The 8,485-nt window shown below is 40.7% G+C and carries 7 protein-coding genes; 2 read left to right on the top strand and 5 right to left on the bottom strand.

The genetic code is table 11. The features are described from left to right. From VJ937_RS11880 to galE, 5 genes are all read right to left on the bottom strand, one after another. Nucleotides 1–824, bottom strand: an 824-nt coding sequence (locus VJ937_RS11880) for a CocE/NonD family hydrolase (protein WP_324067376.1), incomplete at its 3' end; no start/stop codon positions are given. A 107-nt stretch (nucleotides 825–931) separates the two neighbouring features. Further along, nucleotides 932–2,353 carry a transglycosylase SLT domain-containing protein gene (locus VJ937_RS11875; protein WP_324067374.1) on the bottom strand — a complete coding sequence of 474 codons (1,422 nt, stop codon included), beginning with the start codon at nucleotides 2,351–2,353 and terminating at the stop codon, nucleotides 932–934. Between the two features lie 155 nt (nucleotides 2,354–2,508). Then, a complete protein-coding gene (locus tag VJ937_RS11870) occupies nucleotides 2,509–3,246 on the bottom strand; it encodes a tyrosine-protein phosphatase (protein WP_324067372.1) in 738 nt (245 codons plus the stop codon). A 2-nt stretch (nucleotides 3,247–3,248) separates the two neighbouring features. Continuing rightward, nucleotides 3,249–4,304, bottom strand: coding sequence for a dTDP-glucose 4,6-dehydratase (gene rfbB / locus VJ937_RS11865; RefSeq protein ID WP_324067370.1), 1,056 nt, complete (start codon nucleotides 4,302–4,304; stop codon nucleotides 3,249–3,251). A 68-nt stretch (nucleotides 4,305–4,372) separates the two neighbouring features. Then, nucleotides 4,373–5,404 carry a UDP-glucose 4-epimerase GalE gene (gene galE / locus VJ937_RS11860; protein WP_324067369.1) on the bottom strand — a complete coding sequence of 344 codons (1,032 nt, stop codon included), beginning with the start codon at nucleotides 5,402–5,404 and terminating at the stop codon, nucleotides 4,373–4,375. Between the two features lie 1,069 nt (nucleotides 5,405–6,473). On the opposite strand from galE, the gene VJ937_RS11855 reads away from it, so the two are divergent. Together VJ937_RS11855 and VJ937_RS11850 are read left to right on the top strand one after the other, a co-directional pair. Beyond that, nucleotides 6,474–6,785, top strand: coding sequence for a hypothetical protein (locus tag VJ937_RS11855; RefSeq protein WP_324067367.1), 312 nt, complete (start codon nucleotides 6,474–6,476; stop codon nucleotides 6,783–6,785). A gap of 42 nt (nucleotides 6,786–6,827) precedes the next feature. Then, a partial coding sequence (locus VJ937_RS11850; RefSeq protein WP_324067365.1) for a TonB-dependent receptor plug domain-containing protein occupies nucleotides 6,828–8,485 on the top strand: 1,658 nt, incomplete at its 3' end.

Genomic DNA, 8,485 nt, shown 5'->3' with positions numbered 1-8,485 from the left:
TTAATTTTAGGTCCGGGACTACCGTGGTGCGGATATTTGTGTCCCCAGGGGCCGACCAGACCTTTCGTGGGAATTTTCAGGTTTTCGAGCAATCTGAAAATGGTGTTCGAGTACCCATCAGCCCAGCCACTTACCACGTAAGCCGGGGCCTTAATTTTATCATAATTGCACATAACCGAGGCATGACGCCAATAATCATCGTACCGTTGATGCTCCAGCCATTTTTTGAGCCACAAACCACTTCCTTCGAGGCGCTCCATCCACATGTCGTACCATTTTTCGCCTACCAGCTCAGGGTCAGGCGGACAGGAGTTGTATGCAAACATGGTAGATGCCCAGCTTAAATTGTCAGTAAGTAAATTTCCACCCATATAATGCACATCATCCTGGTAGCGGTCGTCTGATGAGGCTACAGAGACAACAGCCTTCAATTCTGGTGGCTGAAGCGCTGCCAGTTGCAGGCCATTAAATCCTCCCCATGATATCCCGATTATGCCTACGTTACCGTTGCACCAATCCTGCGCTGCAATCCAGCTTAATATTGCCAGTCCATCATCGAGCTCTTGTTGCAAATATTCGTCTCGTAAAATACCTTCTGACTCACCGCTGCCGCGGAGGTCGACGCGTACACCAGCGTATCCATGCTGCGCATAAAAAGTGTATGTCTCTTCATCCCGAACCGCTTTAAAATCTCTTTTGCGGTAGGGTATGTACTCCAAAATTGCAGGTACGGGAGTTTGCTCTGCGCCATCGGGGATCCAGATTTTTGCCGACAGACGTACGCCATCGGACATGGGAATCCATGTGTGTTCAATTACTTTCATTTTCAGTTGTTTGTATCTTTGTTAGTTGTAGCTGTTAGCTGTAAAAAGCTGTCTGAAATTTACTGTATTTTTTTATATAATGGTCAGTGTTAAAATATATTTTAAGGTCATTCTATTAAAGTGATGAATTTTTTATAATGTTCAAACCTTTCAAAAATCTGATTAACATATTTAAATGGCTCTATTCCTCTAACATATCCGTACCTGATAAAATCTTTATTGTAGTTTTTCGGGTAACTTAGAGCAAGTATCATGGAGTCTACATTATTCGTCCACAGATGCTTATCAAGGCTGTTTTCTTCAGCCAGCCGCTGTGCATCTCTCACATGCATGTAACCGCAATTATAAGATGCCATTGCAAACTTTATGCGTTGAACAGTGTCTTCTATTTCATCAAAATTATTGTAAAGATGCTTTAAGTACTTTGTGCCTCCCCTGATATTATCTTCCGGATTTGATCTGTTTTTCACACCCATCTCTTTTGCAGTAGCTGGCATCATTTGCATCAATCCTTTAGCACCTGCCCACGATTTTGCTGAGGGTTTAAAGCGGCTTTCCTGGTAAATTAATGATGCTAAAAGCCGCCAATCCCAATTTAAGTTTTCTGCATTGCGTTTTATAATTGGGTCGTATTGGCTGATTTGATTTTTATTTAGGCTGTAGAAGTCGCTTTTAATGCGGCGCCTGAAGTCTCTCTTGTTTTTGAAATATTTGTTGTAAATGACGTAATAAACTGCATCTTTTCGCTCGTGTTTTATCCATTTATTCACAGAATCAAGCAGTTCGGGAGAGTTGTCTCGTACTGCCCAGGCTATGCGTTGCGAGAAACTTACAGGTACATCAATGTTTAATACCGGATAATAGGAGGCATTAATTTGCGCCAGATTTTTATCTGCAATGGTGTATTTGATTTTTCCATCTACCACCATTTGTATTATTTCATCCGTAGAGAGGTTGCCATTCAAAGTGTCGATGTGTATTTTCCCTCCAATTTCTTTAGAAAGGTTCTGCAGTCGCTTAAGGTATGATGAGTTTGCCCTCACAGCAACAGTGTCGCCAATGAGTTCAATGGCGTCGTGAATGAGCGATTTTTGCGTTTCGGCCCATGATAATTGCCGCCAGTTATCGGGTTTTTTCTGCACGAGCACCTGTTGGGTAAGGTAAAGGTAATCGGTAAAAGAAACTTTTTGCTTCCTTTCTGAGGTAACAGCAAGGCCATGGGCAACTATATCTACTTCACCATTGTTCAATGCTTCGAGCATGTTGTTCAGGTTTTGCGTAACCTTGATCTCAATGTTTACATCTAATTGTTTACCTAACCGTTTTAATAGCTCATATTCATAACCCATGGGTTGCCCGCGGTATAAAAAATAGCTTGTGGCACTATAAGTAACCATGGCTTTTAATGTGTCTGAGTTTTTAATTTCTGTTAAGTCGCGATTTACTGTTTTCTTCGGTTCTGTTTGAACCTGTTTGTTGCAAGACAGAAATACGATGGTAATACTTAACCAAAATAGATATCTAAGCATAAAACGTTTTTTTAGTGTTACGGAATTTAGGCCATAATCAGGTTTGGTATTCTGCTGGCTTTAAAATCCACATTTACAACAACGTAAGCGGGTGTTATTGTTTATAACAAATTCAGATGTAAATAGTTGATGTTACGATTTTATGTAAGCTGGTTTTAGCTGATCAGCTCTGCATTACGTAGCTTGCCTGAATTGATCAGTTTACCAAGGTGTTTATTACCCAGCGCTTTCTGCATACTGTCAATGTGCTGTGGCCGGTGAAAATCTGATCCTAACAGATCTACAATATCTGCTTTGATCATTTTTTCAGCCAGTTTGCGCGTAGGTACACCATATTCATCTGCAAAGGAGTTTATATTAAGTTGCAACCAAACACCCCGGTCTTTGAGTTTGTAGAATTGGTCGAAGTTGCGAAACCAGTAGCTGTAGCGCTCGGGGTGAGCCAATACTGGTATGTAACCGGCAGTTTGTATGCGGAAAATAATTTCGTTTAATATTTCGGGCGGATTTAGGAATGATAATTCAAAAAGCAGAAACCGGTCATTGATGGCAAGGTGTTTTGTTTTATCAAAATTTTCAAAAAAGGGATAATCCAGGTAATATTCTGCTGCTGCGTCAATTTTTACTGGTATTCCTTCCTTTTTTACAGCCTCGCGCACTTGTTTAAGTCCGCTGATTATGGTTTCGGGGCTATTCGGAAAATAATCGCTCATGATGTGTGGTGTGGTAATAAGATGGGTATAGCCTGCATTGTGTAAAAGCCTTATTGATCTTAGGCTTTCATCCATGTCATTCACACCATCATCAATACCAGGGATGAGATGAGAATGCATATCGATTCCCACCTGCCCGAGGTCTGCCAGTTTTTTCTTGTGCCCGAATATTCCGAACATTTTTATCGGTCTTTATACATTTTGTCGTAATAGGCCTGGTAATCGCCTGAAATTACATGCTTGAGCCAATTTTCATTGGCCATGTACCAATCTACGGTTTTTTCAAGCCCTTCGCTGAATTGCAGTGAAGGTTCCCAGCCCAGTTCCTTTTCTATTTTATCGGAGTCAATTGCATAGCGTTTATCATGACCCGCCCTGTCTTTTACAAACGTAATTAATGAGGCAGATGTTCCTGGCTCACGGTTTAATTTTTTGTCCATTATGCTACAAAGTTCCCGGATCAGGTCGATGTTGGTCCATTCGTTTTTACCACCAATATTGTATGTTTCGCCATTTTTTCCCTTGTGAAAAACAAGGTCGATTGCTGCCGCGTGGTCTTCTACATAGAGCCAATCGCGAATATTTTCACCTTTCCCGTAAATGGGAATCTGTTTCATGTTTTTAATGTTGTTGAACGCCAGCGGAATTAGTTTTTCAGGGAATTGATTTGGACCATAGTTATTTGAGCAATTTGTGATGACTATGGGTAGGTTGTAAGTGTTGTGATAGGCCCGTACAAAATGATCTGAACTTGCTTTGGCTGCCGAATACGGGCTTTTAGGGTCATAAGCTGTGGTTTCGGTAAATAATCCCGTGTTGCCAAGCGAACCATAGACTTCGTCTGTAGAAATGTGATAAAACAGTTTGCCTTCCATATTGTCTTTCCAGGCTGCGCGGGCTGCATTGAGTAGCGCAACAGTTCCAAAAACATTTGTGCGGATAAAGGCCATTGGGTCTTCTATAGAACGATCTACATGTGATTCGGCAGCAAGATGAACCACTCCGTCAAATTTATATTTTTCGAACAGGGCGTTTACTGCTTTTTCGTCGGTGATGTCGGCTTTTTCAAAAATATAATTGGGCTTATCGTCAATGTCCTTAAGGTTTTCAAGGTTGCCGGCATAGGTGAGCACATCCATGTTTACGATGGTATAGTCAGGATATTTATTTACGAAACGGCGCACCACATGCGATCCGATAAATCCTGCTCCGCCGGTTATAAGAATTGTTTTTTTCATTGGGTTTTATTTTGTATTCAACCTATTTTTTTGCTTATAGAATCTCAAAGTAAATTATTTATTTTGAGTTATTGTATATTCCGTAATTTTTTCTCCCATTCCCATGCCGAAGCCAGTGTTTCTTCCAGTGTTTTTTCGGCTTTCCAGTTCAGTTCATTTTCAGCGTTTGATGCATTGGCATAAATTTGCTCCACATCACCGGGACGACGGGGCGCCATGGCATAATTAAGTTTTACGCCTGTGGCGCTTTCAAATCCCTTAACCACATCGAGTACCGAGGCGCCTGTGCCTGTGCCAAGATTAAAAACTTCGTAATTGTTTTTGGTTTTTCCGGTCAGTTGACGTTTGATGGCTGCCACATGAGCCTTTGCCAGATCTACTACATTGATGTAATCGCGAATGCAGGTCCCGTCCGGGGTATTGTAATCGTTGCCAAAAACTTTTAGCTGTTCGCGTAGTCCAGCTGCTGTTTGTGTTACAAATGGGACAAGGTTATTGGGCACACCCCTGGGCAATTCGCCAATCAGTGCTGACGGATGTGCACCAATGGGATTGAAATAACGAAGGGCAATGCCCGAAAAATTTTCCTGAACAATTGTAAAGTCCTGGATGATTTCTTCACTGATGCGTTTTGTGTTGCCATATGGCGCCTCAGGTTTTATCACCGGTGTTTGCTCGGTTACGGGAAGTTGGTCCGGTTGCCCGTAAACCGTGCATGAACTTGAGAACACGAGGTTTTGCATCTTATGTTGGTCCGCAAACCACAACAGGTTCATTAGCGAATTAAGGTTATTCTCGTAATACATCAGCGGCTTTTCCACTGATTCGCCCACAGCTTTGTAGGCGGCAAAATGAATAGCTGCCGCAAAAGGTGATTCCTGCTCAAATACTGCAGCAACCTCCTCTTTGACTGTCATGTCTGCCTTGTAAAATTTGGGCGCTGTTCCGGTAATTTTCCCAATGCGCTCTACAACCTCTGCTTCAGAGTTCGAGAGATTATCTACAATCACCACCTCAAACCCGGCTTCCTGGAGTTCCACAACTGTATGCGAACCGATATAGCCTGTACCACCGGTTACGAGTATTTTGTTTCTTTGCATAAATCACAATTTGAGCAACGAATATAGTAAGAAAAAATCATCTTTATATAATACTTCATTATTGGAGCCAGATTACTAATACTTTAGCAGAAGCAAAGCGGACTTATGGAAAGGTGAGTCACCCTGTCCGCTTTTAAAAAATTACGAATCCTCAAACATAATAAAATTATGAGACTGTGAACCCGGTTTCTCCGGGTGCTTTCATACTGTTTTGCATAATGGGCTTTAAATCAAATAGTTACAAGGTGATTCAAATAAAAATATTAACTGTATTACAAATTGCTGTTACTTTTTTTTGCTACAGGTCAAAAAAAAGATAACCAAAAAAAAACCCGCCGCTTACAGAAAAATGCTAAAAATCTACTCGTTATGGCTAAAGTTTACGAACTCACTCCGATTTTTTCTGAAAAATCGGAGCTCAAACATCGCAAACTTTGACGCCATAACAAGCAGATTTTCTTAACGCATTTTTCTTCATGCGGCTGGAAAAGCAACTGTTATCCACTTCATCAACGACAAAGCCCAAAGCGGGGTGGCCTGATCAAATTGGCGAGCCAGCGTTGGAGTGAATGTTCAATCAATATAAATGACATAAAAGAGGCTTGTCCAGCTTTTATTTGTCATTTAATTTATTGAACAGAGCGGGGTGAAGCGTAATTTGATCTTGATTTTTTGCCCCACTTTTTTATCAAGAAAAAAGTGGGGAGGTCAATTGCTTACCAGAAGTTGATATGATTAAGTAACTCGTTGATATGATGTTTTTTACGTTAATTAATAACTTTACGAAAATAACCCGAAAATTAATTTTTATCGTTTTTTGTAAAACATTCATTAACAGCTCATTGATCGGTTATAAATTAATTTTGAAATTGCTGTTATTGGATAAGTTTTAGATTTACATATCGGTTTAAGGGGAACTTAGCGTAAACATTTTTACCTTTGTTTTGTCAGGGAATTGTGATTTTATGATGGTAAGCTCCATATAGCCATTGAAAAATAGAAGAAACAGGTGCATAGTTCAAACAAAAAATATTTAGCAATCCTTTTGGTTTTGGTATTTGTATTGCCAATGCAATACCGCTTTTTGCATGTTTTAGAATATCACTTACCGGGAAATCAAGCCCATCAACATTTCAGCCACCAAAATCATCATCATGAATGCGACCACGATGATGAGCCCTTTGGAGATTTTCAAATTAAACAAACAATAGATGTTTGTCCCGTTGTTGACTACGAATTTGCCATCTCCGATAAACCCGAAATATATTATTCAACACCCAAGCCAGATATTCGACCCGTCACCAATAGTGATTACTATCCAACATTCATAAATTCTTTCTCCGGAACCCAGAAACAACTTCGGGCGCCACCACTATTGTAGTTTCGATATTTAATCAAACTATTAATTGTCTAAAAGTGTGGCATGAGAAATTTATTTATCGCAGCGATTTTTATCCTGCTGTCGAATAATATTTCCAGTCAACATTATGAGGTAAGTGGAAAAGTGCTTGATCAGGAAGGAAACCCTTTAACCGGAGTTATTGTAAAGTTACAACCGATAGAAAAACACGGTTTAAGTAACTCCGAAGGATTATTCCGTTTTATGCAGATACCTGCCGGGAACTATACCCTTATGTCATCTTTTATTGGCTGCGAAGATATTGAAAAGCAAATTGAGTTAAACAAAGATTTGCATGTTACGCTACAATTCAATCCTGCTGTTGAGCATTTACAGGAAGTAGTTGTGGTAGATCACCATGCAAACGAGAAGCGTCGCCAAGAGGCTCAAAACATAGAGATTGTCAATCATCAGTTTCTCGAGCAGAACCTGGGTGGTAGTTTAATGCAATCTTTAAGGAGGTTGCCCGGTGTTTCTTCTATGGACGTGGGTGCCGGCCTGTCCAAGCCCGTATTGCGCGGGCTGAGCTTCAACCGCGTAGTGGTAGCTGAAAATGGTATCAAGCATGAAGCCCAGCAATGGGGAGCTGACCATGGGCTGGAAATCAATCAGCACAGTATTTCCGAGGCTGAAGTCATTAAAGGTGCTGCTTCATTAATGTACGGTTCCGATGCCATTGGCGGTGTAATCAACCTCAAGAACTCGTTTGTGCCATCGAAAAACACTTTTGGTGGTGATGTAAATCTATTGGGTGAAAGTATCAATAATAAAATCGGCAGTTCGCTTAATTTATTTGGCAGGAATGAAAAGCACTACTTCAATGCCCGGTTAAGCTGGGCTGACTATGGTGACTATAAGGTACCGACCAATGTGGTGAATGTTTACAACTTTCCGGTTGAACTGAAAAATAAACGTATGAGAAATACGGCCGGACAAGAAGGTAGCATAAACACCACTTTTGGAATTAAATCCGACAGTTTGCAATCGACTATCAACCTTAGTGTTTATCATGCAAAATCTGGTTTTTTTGCCAATGCCCATGGTTTGGAACCAAGGCAGGTGGATAAAAAACTGCATGATAAAAGCGCCAGGGATATTCAATTGCCCTATCAACAAGTGCAGCATTTGAAGGCTTATTACCTGTTATCGGTTCACAAACAAAAACACCATTTTGAACTTAATGCAGGTTGGCAAAATAACCTTCGGAAAGAGCATGGGCCTTATACAAATCATGGTTTTATGCCTGACAGTTTGCCTGTCCAACTGGGTATTCCTGAAACAAGAGAGCGTTGGTTTAATAAGCATACAGCTACTCTTAATGTATCGGATAATTTAAAGGCCGGGGAACATCAGATTAAAATTGGGATTCAATCCAATTATCAGCAAAATGAGATTGGCGGATGGAATTTCATTATTCCGGCTTACGACCAATTTACAAGTGGTTTGTTTGTATATGATAAATGGCGGGTCAATGAACAATTCATTGCCCATGCCGGCATTCGATATGACCTTGGCTGGCTCAACACGCAATCTTACCGGGATTGGTTCACCACACCGATTGTAAGTGAAAATGATGATACAACCTTTGTTTACCTGGAAAGGGCTGCCAAATTGAACAAACAATTTGACAATTTGAGCTATGCCGCAGGCATTAATTACAACCTGACCCATTTTGAGTTCAA

It is taken from the genome of Salinivirga sp. (genome assembly GCF_035268865.1).
GTDB lineage: Bacteria > Bacteroidota > Bacteroidia > Bacteroidales > Salinivirgaceae > Salinivirga.
The sequence above is the reverse complement of the archived record's forward strand: the minus strand, read 5'-3'. Positions and strand labels throughout refer to the sequence as shown.

What these genes read in the sequence shown, in the direction of transcription:
- VJ937_RS11870 (WP_324067372.1), bottom strand. Translation starts at nt 3,246, where the DNA reads ATGTTCGGAATATTCGGGCACAAGAAAAAACTGGCAGACCTCGGGCAG.
- galE (WP_324067369.1), bottom strand. Translation starts at nt 5,404, where the DNA reads ATGCAAAGAAACAAAATACTCGTAACCGGTGGTACAGGCTATATCGGT.
- VJ937_RS11855 (WP_324067367.1), top strand. Translation starts at nt 6,474, where the DNA reads ATGCAATACCGCTTTTTGCATGTTTTAGAATATCACTTACCGGGAAAT.
- rfbB (WP_324067370.1), bottom strand. Translation starts at nt 4,304, where the DNA reads ATGAAAAAAACAATTCTTATAACCGGCGGAGCAGGATTTATCGGATCG.
- VJ937_RS11875 (WP_324067374.1), bottom strand. Translation starts at nt 2,353, where the DNA reads ATGCTTAGATATCTATTTTGGTTAAGTATTACCATCGTATTTCTGTCT.